This is a genomic window from Streptomyces sp. NPDC020742, assembly GCF_040641675.1.
Lineage (GTDB): Bacteria > Actinomycetota > Actinomycetes > Streptomycetales > Streptomycetaceae > Streptomyces.
Genome location: NZ_JBFAEA010000010.1, coordinates 206,024 through 221,273 on the forward strand (window position 1 = coordinate 206,024; position 15,250 = coordinate 221,273).

The following is a 15,250-nucleotide window of genomic DNA, read 5'->3' on the forward strand; positions in this document are numbered from 1 at the left end:
TCGTCAAGGAAACCCCGCCCGAGCACAGGCCGTTGCACCCATTGCCTTCGGCGGCCCGGTCGACTCCGCGACCGTACGTGCCCACCGGCCCGCCGCCGAGTCCCGTGAAACGGAGCCCCGGACGGCGAACCGGACGACCACACCATCCGGACGACCACACCGTCCCGACGACCACACCGTCCGGACGAAGCCGCCTGGGCAGTTTCCTTTGGATCGGTAGAAACCCTCGCTCAAACGGGCTACTTCGCGCACAGGGCCGTGCCGAACACCTTCAACGCGGCGTCATTGGCCTTCTCCGGCATGGTGAGGCTGGTGTTGACGGCAAGGGTGATCTGCCGCCGTCCGTCGGCCGATGAGAAGCTGAACGTGCTGTAGCCGGGGACGCTGCCGGTATGGCCCCATACGGGCTTCTCCCCCGGGCAGTAGGCGGCCCTGCTCTCCAGGCCCAGCCCGTACATCCGGTTCGATCCGCGATCCGTGCCTCGGAACGCCCGCATCTCCTCCCACAGCGGGGACGGCAGCAGCTTGCCGCCTGAAAGGGCGCGGTAGAAACGGTTCAGATCGGCGGTGGTGGACAGGAAATCCGGCCCTGACCGTGATCACGAAGAAGGATGATTGCGGAGCGAGCGTTCCCCTCCGGGTTCCCCCTGATACCGAGTCAGGGAACAGGAAGGGCAGGGCATCTGCGCGCCTTCCCCACGGTGGGGTGAGCAGCCAGATGGACGGTCTCGGTCTTCTCGTAGCGGGTGCCGATGCCGCGCCACCGCTTCAAGCGGTTGATGCACCGCTCGACGGTGTTGCGCTGCTCGTATGCCGCGCGGTCGAAGGAGGGCGGCCTGCCGCCGCGGCTGCCTCGCCTCGCCGGTGGCAGTCAACGACACCCCCGGATCAACGCTCGGATGATCCGCACGAAACGGCCTGGCTAGGAGCTGAGCCACCACCGTCCGCTCTCACCGGACAGTGCGTCCCACAGCAGGTTGAGCGGGTCGCCGGGCGTACCCGCGGCCCGTTCGCCGCGCCGGGTGAAGACCCCGACCAGCACCTCGGTGCGGGGGCCGACGTCCCCGACGATCTTCAGGGTGCGCAGCCCGCCGGCCTCCGGGAGCCGGCCGTCCGCGGCCGCCTCGCCGATGCCCCGGGTGACCAGCATCGCCCCGCTCACCACTCCGGAGCGCAGCAGCTCGAAGCCGTAGTGGGCGGCCTCGATCTCGGCGGCGACGGTGAGCCGCTGGCGGTATTCGGGGCCGTACCAGGACGTCAGGAAGCGGCCGATGAGGCCGCGTGCCGAGACCACCAGGGGCAGCCGGGACAGGTCTCCGGCGCTGAAGGACGTGCCGGGAAGGCGCTCCGGCGGCAGGTTGGTGAGCAGCGACAGGCCGCTGCGCCGCCACTCCATCACGTCGTACGGCGCCAGTAGTTCCGCTTCTTCCCCTTCGGTGACGACGATGCTGCCGCAGACCAGGTCGAGTTCCTTGGCGCGGAGCTTGGTGAAGAGGTCGCCGGTGCGGACATGGGTGACCTTGAGGTCGACACCGTCGCGTTCGTAGTCCTCGCTGACCCGCTCCACCGCGTCGAGGAGGAAGCCGAGCGTATAGCGGGTGGTGCCGACCGACAGGGTGCGGCCGAGCCGGCGGCGGGCGTCGTGCACCCCCTCCGACCAGGTGTCCAGGGTGCGCCGCGCCAGCTCGACCAGCGCCTCCCCGGTCGCGGTGAACAGGGCGTCGCGCCCCCGCCCCTGTTTGAGCACCAGTTCCTCGCCGCACAGCGCGGCGAAGGTGCGGTTCATGGTGTCCAGCTGCTTCTGCACGCTGGACTGTTCGCGGCCCAGTAGGCGGGCGGCGCCCAGCGCGGTCCCCGCCTCGTGGACGACGATCAGTGTGCGCAGCTGGTCCATGGTGGTATCCAGCAGCTCGGTCGGGTATTGCTGCGGACCTGACACGGCCATCTGCCCCTACTCGCTTTCCCGTCTGCGAAAGTTCAGAACTGTGCAGCATAACCCGCCGGGCGTGGGCCTTTTGGGGGCGGCCGGGCGCTGCACACCCCAACCTCTTTCTCGTTATGGATAGTTGTGCCGGTATGGGCGGGCGGAGCGCACGCGCAGGCCCCGGATGCGCGGTCGCATCCGGGGCCTGGCGGTGGTGGCCGGTGGTCGCCGGCTACCGGTGTGCCGGGAACTCCACCACCTGCTGGTAGGTGGGCCGGTTCTGCCAGCTGATGGCGTCGTGTGTCAGGCCGCCCACCGCGCGCTGGATGATGGCGTCCGCGCACCACTGGTCGCCGGCCTTGCAGCTGGCGTCGCCCGGGTAGACCTGCTCGGCCGTTTTGCCGGCGGCCTGCTGCAGGGTGGTCAGCAGGGTGTCGCGGCAGGCGGAGAGGTCGCCGTTGCCGCAGTACCGCTGGGCGAGCGGGCCCTTGACCGGCTCGCCCAGGACGGACCGCAGGTCCTTGTCGACGTAGCTCCACCAGCCGTACTGGAAGGCCGATCCGGCGTGGGACCCGGTCGGGCCGTGGCCGGCCGAGGGCGACTCGTCGATGGCGAGGTCGGACCGCAGCGCGTCGTAGAGGTCACCGCCGAGGCCCGGCTTGAAGGCGGCTTCGGTCAGCAGCGGCCACCAGGCGTCCATCAGGCGCACCGCGTCGGGGTGGGTGTAGGTGTGCGAGCCCGCGGCGGTCTCCTTGCGCTGGGCGCCGTCCTTGCGCCAGGCGTCCAGCTGCTGGACCGCGGTCTTCAGCGCGGGGTCGGTGACCGGCTTGCTGCCCAGCACCCGCAGGAGTTCGGGCAGCACGTCCTCGCCGCGCAGGTCGGTGACCGCGGCCTCGCCCATCGCGCGGGTCAGCGAGGCGCGGGTCACCCCGCCCTGTCGGGTCAGTGCGCGCACCCGGTCGTCGAGCAGGTTGCCGCGGTGCACCGAGCCGTTCCCGAAGCCCGCCGAGTCGTAGTCGGTGGCCTGCTTGTTGTTCCAGGAGATGTAGTAGTCCTGGCCGATGGACTGCGGGTGCTGGGCCGGTGGGGTGTAGTCGCTGGTGTTGGTGGCGGGGTCGAAACCGCGCCATTCATTGGCGTCGTCGGCCCGGACCGGGAGCGAGGGGTCCACATCGGGGTTGCGCACCGGGTTGAGGCCGCTGTTGTAGAACGCGATGTCGCGGGAGTCGGCGTAGAACCAGTTGAAGGCGTAGCCGATGTGCTGGGCGGCCTGCTGGAAGGACGCCGCGTCGTGCACCGCCGACGGGTCGTTGAACATCTGGAAGCCGATGATCGAGTCGGCCTCGTGGCGGTAGGTGGAGCGCTGGGCGGTGTAGGCGACGGGCTTGCCGTCGAGGGTCGCGCGGTGGGTGACGACGCCGTACTTGGTGCGGAAGACCTGCATCCGGTAGGAGCCGGCCGCGGTGGGGTCGGCGACGGTGGGCTTCCAGGAGTTGGTGCGCTCCAGCTTCTCCATGGGGAGGCAGGCGCCGCGGTAACGGTAGGAGGTCGAGTCCTTGGTGGGCGCCGAGCCGTCCGCGTTGCAGAGCTCGACGGCGTAGGTGTCGGTGATGTCCTGGCCGGCGGAGGTGGCGCTCCAGGAGTAGTCCTGGCCGCGGCCGAGCTGGACGTACATCCCGACGCCGGCGAAGGAGGCGCCGCGGGCGCTGATGCCCGGGCCCTGGATCTCCTGGAGCATCAGCAGCTGGGGCGCGAAGTAGCCGGTCTGCGGGCCGAAGACGGCGACCGGGTGGCCGCTGGCGGTGTGCTTGCCGGAGACCAGCAGGGCGTTGGACATCCCGCGGTGCTGGGTCGGGTTGAAGCTCCCCTCGGGCAGCACGCCGTTCTTGAACAGGCCTTCCAGCTTGCGGTACTTCTTCGGGGCCTTGACGGGGTCCTGCGGGGCGGTGCCGCCCTTGGCGGTGGCGGCGCCGGTGCGGTCGAAGACCAGCGGTTCGGGGGTGACCGAGCCGCGGTCGGGCAGCGCCGTGCCCTTGGCCTGGGCCGGCTTGACGGCGTACGGGAAGCGCTGGCCTTCGTGCAGGGTCTTGGCCGCCTCGGGGTCGTTGCGCTCGCGGAAGGACTCCCAGACCTTGGTGCCCTGCTCGACGCCGTACTTCTGCTGGGCGGCGAGCAGCGACAGGGCGTTGGTGACCTCCCCGCCCCCGCCGTTGCCGAAGAGCCCGCCGACGACGGAGGCGAGCGCTATCAGGTCGGTGAGCTTGAAGGGCGCGATCTCACCGGCGTTGGTGAGGGCGTCGACATGGCCGGTGAGGACGTACTCACCGGGGAAGTAGCGGCCGTTCTTGGACTGTTCGCGGTAGGCGTTGATCCCGTCGACATAGGCCTGGGCGTCGGCCATGGCCTGCTTGCCGCGCTCCCCGTTGTGGTCCCTGATGTACTCGACCTGCTCCTGGAGGTCCTTCTCGGTGTACGGGGCCTGTGGCCAGAACTGCTGCTCCAGGCCCTGGTTGGCCGGCGCACCGCCGGCGAAGGAGGTCAGCTCGCCGCGGCCGATGTGCCGGAAGAGGTCCATCAGCCAGAGCCGGTCCTGGCCCGCGGCGTATCCGGCGCCGTATTCGGTGCCGTAGCGGGTGGTGCCCTTGATGTGCGGGACGCCGGTCTTCTTGTCGCGGGTGATGGTGACGTCGTCGCGGGGCGTGCTGACCTTGCCGACCTGGCCCTCGGGGACCCCGAAGGAGGCGTCGTTGAAGAAGTTGGCCAAGGTGTCGTCGGTGAGTGACTGATATCCGCTCGCCAGCGCACCGTACGGGGCGAGCTGGTCGGTGGAGTGTTCGGGGTGGGTGCCGAACACCTTGTTGCCGAGGATCTCCACCAGGGTGGCGTTGCCGTTGGCGCCGGGCGGCAGGATGTCCCCGCACTGGCCCTGGCAGTAGTCGTGGTCGTCGTTCGGCGCGGCGGCCACAGTGGAGGGCGGTGCCACCACCATGGCGGTCAGCGCGAACAGGGCTGCCGCCGCGGCAGTCCTGAGCCGTCTGGTACGTCGTCGCATTGCTGCTCCTCGGTGGGGGTCCCCCTGCTCGCCAGGAGCGTGGGGAAGGTGCGCCGGAGGTTACCGGCGGTTATCCCGGGCCGGAAGATGAACAACAGTCACCTTTGCCAATTCCCCACAGCCCTCCGGTGGTTACTGCCGTAACACCCCCGCACACCGCCGTGGGAACCGCACAGAAATTCGAGGGATCCAGGTGCCGCCCGGCTACGTCCCATCCCCATCACGTCGGGTCCTCCCCCGGAGGTGGGATGAAATGGCCGGTTTTAGAGCCCTCGCAGAACAGGTCCGCAATCCACGACTCGTCGCGGCGCAGCGCCGCACCGCCCTGCGCAAGTGCCTTGAGCGGTTCGCCCCGTACGGACACCGGGCGACCTGGCACCACTTGTGCACCCGGGCCGGCATCGCGACACACGACCGCAATCCGGACCCGGAGCGGCTGGTCGCCGCGCTCGCCGAACTGGAAGAGGCCCGTACCCTCTGGCTCACCTACGAGGAGGAGTTCGCCGCCCGGCGCCGCAAGGAGAAGCACGACGGCATCCGGCAGCCCGGCGCGCTCGACGCGTGGCACCGCCGCACCTGGGGCGGCTGCGACATCGTGCCATGCGCCGCACCGCACCGGCACCCGGCGGCCCGGCTCGCGGTGGTGCTGCGCAGCGTGATCTCGGCGATGGAGTCGGGACGGCCGCGCCACGACTGCCCGGTGTGCGGCTCCACCCGCTTCAGCTGGCCCGACGGGAGCGCCGACGACCTCGTCGGACCGGCCTGCCGGCAGTGCGGGGTACTGGCCCCGCGCTCGACGCTGGCGCCGAAGACGCTGCGCGCCGACCGCCCGGCCCACCCGGCCGGGGCGTTCGCGGCGGCCTGATCCGGCCGGTGCCGCCCGGGCCACGGGCGGCACCGCTGCCGATGTCAGACCCAGCTGTCATCATCGAGGCATGTTGCAGGTATGTCTCAACGGCCCCCGGACCGCGGCCGATTCGGCGGTGGTGCCGCTGTCGCCCGCCGCGCTCGCCGCATCGGCGCGGCAGGCGGTGGCGGCCGGCGCCGAGGAAGTCCATGTCCATCCCAAGACCCCGTGCGGCCAAGACTCCCTCTCGCCGCAGGTGGTCGGCCCCGTCCTGGAGGCGCTCCGGGCGGCGGTGGACGTCCCCGTGGGCGTGACGACCGGCGCCTGGGCCGAGCCGGATCCCCCACGGCCCGACGGACGGGGTGGGTACCTCGACCGCCGTGTGGAGCGGATCCGAGCCTGGACGGTGCTGCCCGACTACGCCTCGGTGAACTGGCACGAGCCGGGCGCCGAGGAGGTCGCCGCGGCCCTGCTGGACCGCGGCGTCGGCGTCGAGGCGGGCCTGTGGTCGGGGACCGACGGCGCCGACCGCTTCGCCCGCTCGCCCCTCGCGCCCCGGGTGCTGCGCATACTGGCCGAAGTGATGGGCGTGGCCGCCGCATCGGCATCGGCCGCCGCACAGGAGCTGCTCACCGCGGTGGCCGGGGCCGGTTGCGGCCGCCCGGTGCTGCTGCACGGCCAGGACGCGAGCACCTGGCCGGTGCTGCGGCTGGCCCGGCGGCTGGGCCTGGACGCCCGTATCGGCATCGAGGACACCCTGACGCTCCCCGACGGCAGCCGGGCCGACGGCAACGACCAACTGGTGCGGGCGGCGCTGGCGTAGGGCCGGGGCGCTCCGGCCGAGGACGGCCGGTCCGTACCGCACGGCCGTTACGAACGCCCCCGTGAACGGACACAACGGTTCCCGGGCCGTCCCGCACCGGCCGCGCGCCGGACGCGGACAGCGGCCCCTCGCCCGTACGGCACCAGGCCGCGCGGGCATTCTCCCCCGTGCCTTGCGGGCATGGGCGGTACCCCAGGAGAGGGCGGACATGGCCGAACTGCACGATCTCACCGCGCTCGAACAGGCCGCGGGCATCCGGTCCGGTGAGCTCTCCCCGGTCGAGCTCACCGAGCACTACCTCGCGCGGATCGAGCGGCTCGATGCGACGCTGGGGGCCTTCCTCACCCGCACCCCGGACCTCGCCCGCAAGCAGGCCGCGGAGGCCGAGAGCGAGGCCGCCGCGGCCCGCCGCGAGGGCCGTGCGCTGCCGCCGCTGTACGGCGTTCCGGTGCCGGTGAAGGACCTCCAGCAGGTCGCCGGCGTGCGCTGCACCATGGGCTCACGGGCGCTGGCCGACCACGTGCCGACCACCGACGACCATGTCGTGGCCCGGCTGCGGGCGGGCGGCACGGTGCTGCTCGGCAAGACCAACACCCCCGAATTCGGGCTGCCCTGCTACACCGAGAACGGCCTGGCCCCGCCCGCCCGCACCCCCTGGGACCTGTCGCGCTCGGCGGGCGGTTCCAGCGGCGGGGCGGCCGCGGCGGTCGCCGGCGGGCTGGCGCCGGTCGCGCACGCCAGTGACGGTGGCGGCTCGATCCGGATCCCGGCGTCGGTGTGCGGGCTGTACGGCATCAAGCCCAGCCGCGGCCGGATCAGCAGCGGCCCGCTGCTGCACGACGTCAGTGGGCTGTCGACCTCCGGCCCGCTGGCCCGCACCGTCGCCGACGCGGCCGCCCTACTGGACGTGATGGCGGGCGCGATGCCCGGCGACCCGTACGGCGCGCCGCCCCTGCCGCCCGGGGAGACCTTCGCCGCGCACGCCGTGCGGGACCCCGGCCGGCTGCGGATCGCCGTGCTGACCGGTGCCCCGGTCCCGGAGGTCACGGTGCACCCCGACTGCCGGGCCGCCACCGCCGACACCGCCGCGCTGCTGACCGGACTCGGCCACGAGGTCGAGGAGTTGTCGCTGCCGGCCGACGACACCCTCCGGCACGCCTTCAGCCGGGTCTGGTCCGTGCTCGCCGCGCTGCGCCCGCTCCCGCCGGCCGCCGAGGAGCAGCTGATGCCGCTCAGCCGCTACCTGCGCCGCCGAGGCGCCGAGGTCGGCGGCGTGGATTTCGCGGCCGCGCTGCGCACCTTCCGCGCGCTCGGCCAGTCCGTCGCCGACGGCCTGATGCCGGCGGGCGGCTACGACGTGCTCCTCTCGCCGACCCTCGCCACGCCTCCGGCGGCGGTCGGCGCGCTCCGCAACGACGCCGATCCGCAGGCGGAGTTCGCGGCGATGACGGCCTTCACACCGTTCACCTCGCTCTACAACGCCACCGGGCAGCCCGCGGTGAACGTCCCGCTGCAGTGGAACGCCGAGGGGCTGCCGATCGGGGTGATGCTGGGCGCGCGGTACGGCGACGAGGCCACCCTGATCGCGCTATCCGCACAGCTGGAGCAGGCCCGCCCCTGGGCGGCCCGCACGCCACCGGTGTGGTGATCACGACCGCGGCGCGCGCCCGTCCCACCCCTGGGCGGGCGCCTCCGCGGTCAGCTCTGCGGGCAGGCCGGGCGGCCGGTGCACTCCCGGCCGTCGTCCTCGGAGGCGGTGGCCCCAAGGCCCCCCTCGGCGCCCGCTCCCCCTGCGCCCACGCCTCCGGCGCCCTTGTCCCCGAGGCCCTGCTCCCCCTGGTCCCCGGCGCTCCGGTCGACCCGCAGCCGGCGCGCGCCGGGGCCCTGTTCACCGAGGTTGTCGTACGGGTTGGACAGCGCGCACCGCTCCAGCGACAGGCAGCCGCAGCCAATGCAGTCGGTCAACCGGTCCCGGAGTTCGACGAGTTGGCTGATCCGCTCGTCCAGCTCGGAACGCCAGGCCTCGGAGAGCCGAGCCCAGTCGTCGCGGTTGGGGGTGCGCTCGTCCGGCAGCTCCGCCAGCGCGTCGCGGATCACCGCCAGCGGGATCCCCACCCGCTGCGCCGCCCGGACGAAGGCCACCCGGCGCAGCGCGTCACGGGTGTAGCGGCGCTGGTTCCCTGCCGTCCGGGTGCTGCTGAGCAGGCCCTTGGACTCGTAGAAGTGCAGCGCCGAGACCGCGGCGCCGCTGCGCGCGGACAGCTGGCCGACGGTGAGTTCATGAACCTTGTACGGAAGCTGGGGCACCCTTCAACCCTATAAGGGCCCTCTCCCCCGGACCCTGCCCCGGAGCGCCACGGGCCGGCGCGCGCCACGGGCCAGTACGGGCGGCACGGGCGCCCCAGGCGGTGACGGCGGGACACCGACGCCGACCACGGTGACATGGACGTCGACCACGAGGATTTGCGGACGTCGACCACGGAGACGCGGGCGTTGACAGCGGAGACGCGGGCGTTGACAGCGGGGACGCGGGCGTTGACAGCGGGGACCCGCACTCCGCATGCTGAGCAAGCGCTTAGTAAGGGTCGGCCGGTGTGTGACGACGGCGGACGGATCCCAGGGAGGCAGACACAGATGGCAGAGCCCCGAGTGTTCGGATCGCTCGATGAACTGCGGGCCGCGGTCGGTGAGGAGCTGGGCACCAGCGACTGGCTGGAGATCGACCAGAAGCGGATCGATCTGTTCGCGGACGCCACCGGCGATCACCAGTGGATCCATACGGATCCGCAGCGGGCGGCGGACGGGCCCTTCGGCACCACCATCGCGCACGGCTATCTGACGCTGTCGCTGCTGCCCGCCCTGGTACCCCAGCTGATGCGGGTGGAGGGCGTCACCATGGGCATCAACTACGGCTCGAACAAGGTGCGCTTCCCGGCGACCGTCCCGGTCGGCTCGCGGCTGCGCGCCTCGGCCCGGATCGCCGAGGTCGCCGAGGTGGCCGGCGGGGTGCAGCTCACCACGGTGGTCACCGTCGAGCGGGAGGGCGGCGAGAAGCCGGTGTGCGTGGCGGAGACGGTCAGCCGTTTCTACCTGTAGCCGGGTCCGGTGCGGCACCCACCATGCGCAGGACGAGGTCGGCGTAGAGCGTGCCGACCTCGTCGGGCGTACGGGCGCCGTCCGCGGTGAACCAGCGGGCCACGTCCACGCACAGCGACAGCACGGCGAGGGTGGTGCCCGGTACGTCGTCGACCCGGAACTCCCCGCTGTCCGCACCGTCCTGGATGATCTGCCGCAGCAGCCGGTCGGTGCGACGGCGCAGACCGGCGATCTCGGCGTAGTGCTCGGGGCCGAGCGCCTGGAGCTCGTACTGGATGACGCGGGCGGTGGTGTGGTGCTCGGCGTGCCAGCGGGCGAAGGTCCGCACGGCGTCGCGCAGCCGCTCGGCGGCGCTGCCCGGGGCCTCGGCGGCGGCGCCCATGATGCGCAGCGCCTTCTCGTGGCCGATCCCGCTGATGCGGTAGAGCAGCTCTTCCTTGGTCTTGTAGTGGATGTAGAGGGCGGCCGGGCTCATCCCCGCCCGGCCGGCGATGTCCCGGGTGGTGGTCGCGTGGTAGCCGCGCTCGGCGAAGGCCTCGACGGCGGCGCCGACCAGCCGCCGAGCGGCGTCCGGGGTCACCCCGGCCCACTCCTCGTACTCCTCCGCAGCCTGCTGTGCCGCCGCACCCATCGCGCACCCCGCTCCTCGACCCGCCGTGTTCCTCAGACGGATCGAACACCATACCGCGCCACTGAGCAAGCGCTTAGCTCTGGCCGGGCGGCCGGACCGGCCCGCCGCCGGCCGCGGGCGGGGCCGGTCAGAAGGCCGAGACGCCGGTCAGCGCCCGGCCGATCGGCTGCCCGCGGTGGATGAGATCAGCGACCCTCCCCCACGCCTTAAGGGCGCGGGGGGACCCCCACGGTCAGCAGCCGCGCCGCGGCCACGTCGATCCCGCGCACCGCGGAGTCGCCGCGTCCCAGCTCCTCGGCGACCAGGGCGTAGGAGAGGTGGTCACCGCCGGCGCCGCCGTACTCCTCGGGCACGGTCAGCCCGAGGAAGCCACGGTCGCCGCGCTTGCGCACGACGCCCCGGTCGACCTGCTCCGCCCGGTCCCAGGCGACGGCGTACGGCGCGATCTCGCGGTCGGTGAAGTCCTTGGCGAGCCGGCGTACCGCGGTCTGCTCCGCGCTGAGCTCCAGGTCCCTCCCGGTCCCCTCGCGGCCGTGAGCAGCGCAAAATGCCCGGCCGGGCCTTTAATTAGCACTGCTAGTTTCCGCTGGGCAGCTCTACTATGTGCGGCATGGCCCGACCCCGCAAGCCCCTGCTGAGCCGAGAGCGCATCGTCTCCACGGCGCTGGAGCTGATCGACGCCGAAGGGCTGCCGGCGCTCTCCACCCGGCGGCTGGCGGCGGAGCTGGGCGTCAGCGGGCCGTCCCTCTACAACCACTTCACGACCAAGGACGAGATCCTGGACGCGGTCGCCGACACCGTGATCGCCGAGGTCGATGTGTCGGCGTTCGAGCACGGCGCGGACTGGCGCACCGGGCTGCTCGCCTGGGCCCGTTCCTACCGCGCGGCGCTGGCCGCGCATCCGCACATCGTGCCGTACCTCGCCCGGGGCCCGGGCCGCCGGCCGGCCGGCCTGAAGATGGCCGACGCGGCGTTCGGCGGCATGGTCGAGGCCGGCTGGCCGCCCGCCCAGGCCACCCGGGTCTGTGCGATGGTCCGCTACTTCGTCGCCGGCTCCGCGCTCGGCTCGTTCGCCCGCGGCTTCGTGGACGACCCAGGCGCCTACGACCCCGCCGACTATCCGCACCTGGGCCAGGCGCACCTCCTCGCCGAACACCAGCGCCGGGTCGACGAGGGCGCCTTCGAGACCGGGCTGCACGCCCTGGTGGACGGCCTGGCCCTGCACCACCCGGAACTCGGCACACCGCCGGGGCGGGGGCCACTGCCGTAGCTCGTGCCGTGACCGGGAAGGTTCACGGGGCGGCGACGAGGACACGAGCCGGGCCAACCCGATCGAGGGGGCTCTTCGGCACGCGGCTCAGAGCGATTCGCCGGGTCTCAGGTGGCGGTAGCCGCTGTGGGTCGCCTCGGCGAGCCAGCCGTTGACGCTGCGCAGGCCGCGGTCGTTGAGCTGGGCGTCGTGAATGGCGAAGGCCCGCCGAGGCCCGATCGCCCGGACGAAATCGATCGCCTCCGCGGTCTTCAGCCACGATCCCTGGACCGGAACCAGGAGCGTCTCGATCGGCTGCCCGGGCACGTGCAGGGAGTCTCCGGGGTGGTAGACCGCCTCGTCGACGAGGTAGCCGAGGTTCGCGCAGTCCGGCCGGCCACCGTGGACGGGCGCGTGGCGGCCACCGGTAGCCCGCACGCGAAAGCCCCCTGCGGTGAACTCCGTACCGGAGGACACCTCGATGACCTCCAACCCCGGGATGTGCGCCTCGGCGGGGGCGTGGACCGGTACGCCGAGCCCGGCCAGGCGGAGGACGTCGATGTGGTCGGCGTGTTCGTGCGTCACCAGCACGGCGTCCGCGCCGGTCAAGGCGGCCGGTTCGCTCCATATTCCGGGATCGATGACCAGGACGCGGCCCTCGTGCTCAAGCCGTACACAGGCATGGGTGTACTTCGTGATCCGCATGGCACGCCAACGTACTCGCCCGCGTCCACGGAGCGGGGCTCAGAAGACCACCAGCGACCGCCCGCCCTTCCCGGCCACCAACGCCTCGAACGCGGCCGGGATGCCGTCGAGTTGGATCCGGTCGGTGACCAGCGCCGACAGGTCCAGAGCGCCGGAGCGGATGTGCCCGGCGATCACCGGTAGGTCGCGGGCGGGGTCGCTGTTGCCGTAGACACAGCCGGCGAGGGTCCGACCGAAGTAGAAGAGCTCCAGCGCGGAGAAGGACACCTGCTGGTCCTGGCCGCCGATGCCGACGACCGTGGTCCGGCCGCCGCGCCGGGTGGCCGACCAGGCCGTACGGATGGTGTCGGCGCGGCCCACGCACTCGACGGCGACATCGGCGCCGATCCCGCCGGTGAGCTTGCGGACCCGTTTCGCGGTGTCCTCACCGGCGAGCACGAACTCCGTGGCGCCGGCGGCACGGGCCAACTCCTCCTTCTCCGGCGAGACGTCCACCGCGACGATCGCCGCCGCCCCGGCGATCCGCGCGGCCTGCAGCGTGGCCAGCCCCACCCCGCCGGCGCCGAAGACCACCACCGACTCCCCCGCACGCACCCGGGCGCTGTGGTGCACGGCGCCCCAGCCGGTCAGCACCGCGCAGCCGAGCAGGGCAGCGTCGGCGAGCGGGATCCCGTCCGGCAGCGGCAGCGCGGCGTGCGCGGGCACCACGGTCTCCTCGGCGAAGGCAGCGGTGCCCAGCCCCGGGTGGAGCGCGCTGCCGTCGGCGGCGAGCCGGGCGTACGGGGTGCCCGCGGCGAGGCCGGCGTTGGCGCACAGCCAGGGCTCGGCCAGCCCGCAGAAGTGGCAGTCGCCGCACGACGGCGCCCAGTTGAGGACGACCCGGTCGCCCTCGGACACCGTGGTCACCCCGGGCCCCACCGCGCTGACGGTGCCCGCCCCCTCGTGCCCGAGGACGGCCGGGACGGGCTGGCGCAGGGTGCCGTTGGACAGCGAGAGGTCGGAGTGGCAGACACCGGCCGCGGCGAGCCGGATGCGGACCTGACCGGGGCCGGGGTCGGGCAGCTCGATCTCGACGATCCGGAGCGGGGCGTTGACGGCGGGGAGTACGGCGGCGCGGACCACGGGGTCTCCTCGGTGCGGAGGACGGGGATACGGGGCGGCGGGGCAGGGGCGGGACCGGCCGGCGGCGGGCGGCGGCGGGCGGACGGGCGAGCGGACGGCGGCGGACTGACGGACGGACGAGCGGGCGGGCGGGCGGACGGACGAGCGGACGAGCGGACGGTTGCCGGCAACGGTCCGTCCGCCGCCGGCGCGGTCAGAACTGGAGCGACTTGGTCTGCAGGTACTCGGCCAGGCCGTGCGCCCCCAGCTCCCGGCCGACGCCGGAGTGCTTGTAACCGCCGAACGGGGCAAGGGGGTTGAAGCGCCCGCCGTTGATGTCGACCTGTCCGGTGTCCAGGCGGCGGGCGAAGGCGACCGCCTCGGCGTCGTCGCCCGCCCAGACCGCGCCGGCCAGGCCGTAGACGGTGCCGTTGGCGATCCGGACCGCATCGTCCTCGTCCTCGTAGCGCAGCACCGACAGCACCGGGCCGAAGATCTCCTCCTGGGCGAGGGTCATCTCCGGTGTGACATCGGCGAAGACGGTGGGGTGGACGTAGTAGCCCACCGGGGTCGGCGCCTCGGGGCCGCCCACGACCAGCCGGGCGCCCTCGGCGATGCCCTGCTCGATGTAGCCGCGCACCCGGTCCCGCTGCCGGGCGTTGACCAGCGGGCCGATCCGCTCGCCGGGGACGTAGGCGGAGGCCGCCGCGGCGGCCCGCTCGACGGCCTCGTCGTACTGGTCGGTGTGCACCAGCATCCGGGTCCAGGCGCTGCAGGTCTGCCCGGAGTTGGCCATGACGTTGGCGACGCCGACCTTGACCGCCTTGGCCAGGTCGGCGCTGGGCAGGATGACATTGGCGGACTTGCCGCCGAGCTCCAGCGCCACCCGCTTGACCGCACCGCCCGCCAGGGCGCCGAGCCTCCTGCCGACGGCCGTGGAGCCGGTGAAGGAGAGCAGGTCGACCCCGTCGTGTTCGGCGAGCGCCCGGCCGGCGACCGGGCCGAGACCGGTGACGAGGTTGAACACCCCCGCCGGGATGCCCACCGCATCGACGCACTCGGCGAACAGCCGGGCCACCAGCGGGGTGTCCTCGGCGGGCTTGAGCACCACCGTGCAGCCGGCCGCCAGCGCCGGCGCGACCTTGGCGACGACCTGGTGCAGCGGATAGTTCCAGGGCGTGATCGCACCGACCACCCCGACCGGCTCCAGCAGCACGGTGGAGTTGCCGATCCGCTCCTCGAACGCCGTGGTCCGGGCCAGCTCGGCGTACGAGCCGCAGACCGCGACCGGCAGCCCGGCGTGCACCACCCGGCTGAGCTTGGGCGGGGCGCCGAGCTCGGCGGTGACCGTCGCGGCGATCTCGTCGGTGCGCGCCATGAGCTGGTCGCGCAGCGCGGCCAGCCGGTCGGCGCGCTCCTCCGGCGGGGTGGCGGCCCAGCCGGGGAGGGCGGCGCGGGCGGCCCGCACGGCGGCGTCCACGTCCTGGGCGGACCCGGCCGGGACGGTGGCGATCACCTGTCCGTCGGCCGGGTTCTCAACCTCGATCGTGCCGCTGCCCTCGGCGGGCCGCCAGCTGCCGCCGATGTACATCGCGTCGTGCTGCTTCACGTCCTGGTCCCTCCCGGCGCTGTGGGTCGTCCGCGCCCGCGGACGGCCCCAAACTAGCGCCGGTAGTTTTCATCCGCCAGGGAGTCCCGGCGGACGGCCCGGCACCTCCCCGGCCGGGCAGGGGTGCGCCGGGCCGCCCGCCGGCGCCGGAGCCGGACCGGGGCACGGGCCACACCCCAGCCGGCCAGGTCGCCCCATATCCCCGGACCGCAG

13 protein-coding genes and 2 pseudogenes are annotated in these 15,250 nt (G+C 73.1%); 5 read left to right on the plus strand and 10 right to left on the minus strand.

Annotated elements, in window-relative coordinates; genetic code table 11:
* Positions 1–239: 239 nt before the first annotated feature.
* The 4 genes and pseudogenes from AB0G84_RS19715 to AB0G84_RS19730 form a co-directional block, all read right to left on the minus strand.
* Entirely contained in the window at positions 240–578 is a 339-nt protein-coding gene (locus AB0G84_RS19715) for a serine hydrolase (protein ID WP_361322058.1), read from the minus strand.
* An 80-nt stretch (positions 579–658) separates the two neighbouring features.
* A pseudogene (locus AB0G84_RS19720) lies at positions 659–856 on the minus strand (hypothetical protein); the annotation flags it as partial.
* Positions 857–922: 66 nt separating this feature from the next.
* On the minus strand, positions 923–1,945 hold the full coding sequence (locus AB0G84_RS19725) for a LysR family transcriptional regulator (protein WP_361321898.1): 1,023 nt from the start codon (positions 1,943–1,945) through the stop codon (positions 923–925).
* A gap of 211 nt (positions 1,946–2,156) precedes the next feature.
* Positions 2,157–4,976, minus strand: a complete 2,820-nt coding sequence (locus tag AB0G84_RS19730; protein ID WP_361321901.1) for a penicillin acylase family protein — start codon at positions 4,974–4,976, stop codon at positions 2,157–2,159.
* 253 nt (positions 4,977–5,229) lie between these two features.
* On the opposite strand from AB0G84_RS19730, the gene AB0G84_RS19735 reads away from it, so the two are divergent.
* The 3 genes from AB0G84_RS19735 to AB0G84_RS19745 all read left to right on the plus strand — a co-directional run bounded on the left by AB0G84_RS19735 (position 5,230) and on the right by AB0G84_RS19745 (position 8,294).
* On the plus strand, positions 5,230–5,841 hold the full coding sequence (locus AB0G84_RS19735) for a hypothetical protein (RefSeq protein ID WP_361321903.1): 612 nt from the start codon (positions 5,230–5,232) through the stop codon (positions 5,839–5,841).
* A 70-nt stretch (positions 5,842–5,911) separates the two neighbouring features.
* The gene (locus AB0G84_RS19740) at positions 5,912–6,646 is read left to right on the plus strand and encodes a 3-keto-5-aminohexanoate cleavage protein (protein WP_361321906.1); all 735 of its coding nucleotides are present in this window, start codon (positions 5,912–5,914) and stop codon (positions 6,644–6,646) included.
* Positions 6,647–6,854: 208 nt separating this feature from the next.
* The gene (locus AB0G84_RS19745) at positions 6,855–8,294 is read left to right on the plus strand and encodes an amidase (protein WP_361321909.1); all 1,440 of its coding nucleotides are present in this window, start codon (positions 6,855–6,857) and stop codon (positions 8,292–8,294) included.
* Positions 8,295–8,344: 50 nt separating this feature from the next.
* Here AB0G84_RS19745 and soxR read toward each other — a convergent pair whose 3' ends face one another.
* Entirely contained in the window at positions 8,345–8,953 is a 609-nt protein-coding gene (gene soxR, locus AB0G84_RS19750; protein WP_361321912.1) for a redox-sensitive transcriptional activator SoxR, read from the minus strand.
* Positions 8,954–9,280: 327 nt separating this feature from the next.
* Between soxR and AB0G84_RS19755 the strand changes: the two genes are divergently transcribed.
* Positions 9,281–9,742 (plus strand): MaoC family dehydratase, encoded by a 462-nt coding sequence (locus tag AB0G84_RS19755; RefSeq protein WP_361321915.1) that lies wholly within the window; start codon positions 9,281–9,283, stop codon positions 9,740–9,742.
* Here the strand turns inward: AB0G84_RS19755 and AB0G84_RS19760 are convergent.
* The gene (locus AB0G84_RS19760) at positions 9,723–10,373 is read right to left on the minus strand and encodes a TetR/AcrR family transcriptional regulator (protein WP_361321918.1); all 651 of its coding nucleotides are present in this window, start codon (positions 10,371–10,373) and stop codon (positions 9,723–9,725) included. The two genes, AB0G84_RS19755 and AB0G84_RS19760, sit on opposite strands and share 20 nt — an antisense overlap.
* Positions 10,374–10,630: 257 nt before the next feature.
* Positions 10,631–10,882 (minus strand): annotated as a pseudogene (locus AB0G84_RS19765) (acyl-CoA dehydrogenase family protein); the annotation flags it as partial.
* A 101-nt stretch (positions 10,883–10,983) separates the two neighbouring features.
* Between AB0G84_RS19765 and AB0G84_RS19770 the strand changes: the two are divergent.
* The gene (locus tag AB0G84_RS19770; protein WP_361321920.1) at positions 10,984–11,643 is read left to right on the plus strand and encodes a TetR/AcrR family transcriptional regulator C-terminal domain-containing protein; all 660 of its coding nucleotides are present in this window, start codon (positions 10,984–10,986) and stop codon (positions 11,641–11,643) included.
* 87 nt (positions 11,644–11,730) lie between these two features.
* Here AB0G84_RS19770 and AB0G84_RS19775 read toward each other — a convergent pair whose 3' ends face one another.
* The 3 genes from AB0G84_RS19775 to AB0G84_RS19785 all read right to left on the minus strand — a co-directional run bounded on the left by AB0G84_RS19775 (position 11,731) and on the right by AB0G84_RS19785 (position 15,037).
* Positions 11,731–12,327, minus strand: a complete 597-nt coding sequence (locus AB0G84_RS19775; protein ID WP_361321923.1) for an MBL fold metallo-hydrolase — start codon at positions 12,325–12,327, stop codon at positions 11,731–11,733.
* 39 nt (positions 12,328–12,366) lie between these two features.
* Positions 12,367–13,449 (minus strand): zinc-binding dehydrogenase, encoded by a 1,083-nt coding sequence (locus AB0G84_RS19780; RefSeq protein WP_361321926.1) that lies wholly within the window; start codon positions 13,447–13,449, stop codon positions 12,367–12,369.
* 193 nt (positions 13,450–13,642) lie between these two features.
* Positions 13,643–15,037 carry an aldehyde dehydrogenase family protein gene (locus AB0G84_RS19785; protein WP_361321929.1) on the minus strand — a complete coding sequence of 465 codons (1,395 nt, stop codon included), beginning with the start codon at positions 15,035–15,037 and terminating at the stop codon, positions 13,643–13,645.
* Positions 15,038–15,250: the final 213 nt, after the last annotated feature.